Below are 461 nucleotides of genomic sequence, written 5' to 3' on the forward strand. Positions count from 1 at the left end.
GTGATAGAAACTGTCGATTTGGCGGCAGTATTGGCGCAAATGCCCGAGTGCCGCCATCTTTGCACCACTGGCGGCAAGGCAACCGAAGTTTTGTTGGAGATTCAAGGCAGCGGCATGAAAATGCCGAAAACCGGCGAAACAGTGCCGTTCCCCTATGCAGGGCGTGAGTTGACCCTGACGCGTCTGCCTTCGACTTCGCGTGCCTATCCTTTGAGTTTGGCAAAAAAAGCAGCGGCGTATCGGGCTTTTTTTGAAATGGCTGGATTGACTGTTTTTCAGGAGTAGGGCGATGGATCGTTATGAAATCTCTTTAATGGTGTTTATGGCTTTGTGGTGGCTTTTTAATGTCGTCTCAGTGTGGCTGAAGGCCAAAAAATGGCACATCAGGGTATTGTTGGGCGGAACGCTTTTGTATGTGATACAAATATCTGCAGTCATTATGTCTGTTAACGGCCTTAATT

General features: G+C 48.4%; 1 pseudogene. It reads left to right on the forward strand.

The features are described from left to right. Positions 1-285: pseudogene (locus ACTHUM_RS19490) on the forward strand (DNA glycosylase); the annotation flags it as partial. Positions 286-461: the final 176 nt, after the last annotated feature.

It is taken from the genome of Neisseria sp. P0021.S006 (genome assembly GCF_051956895.1).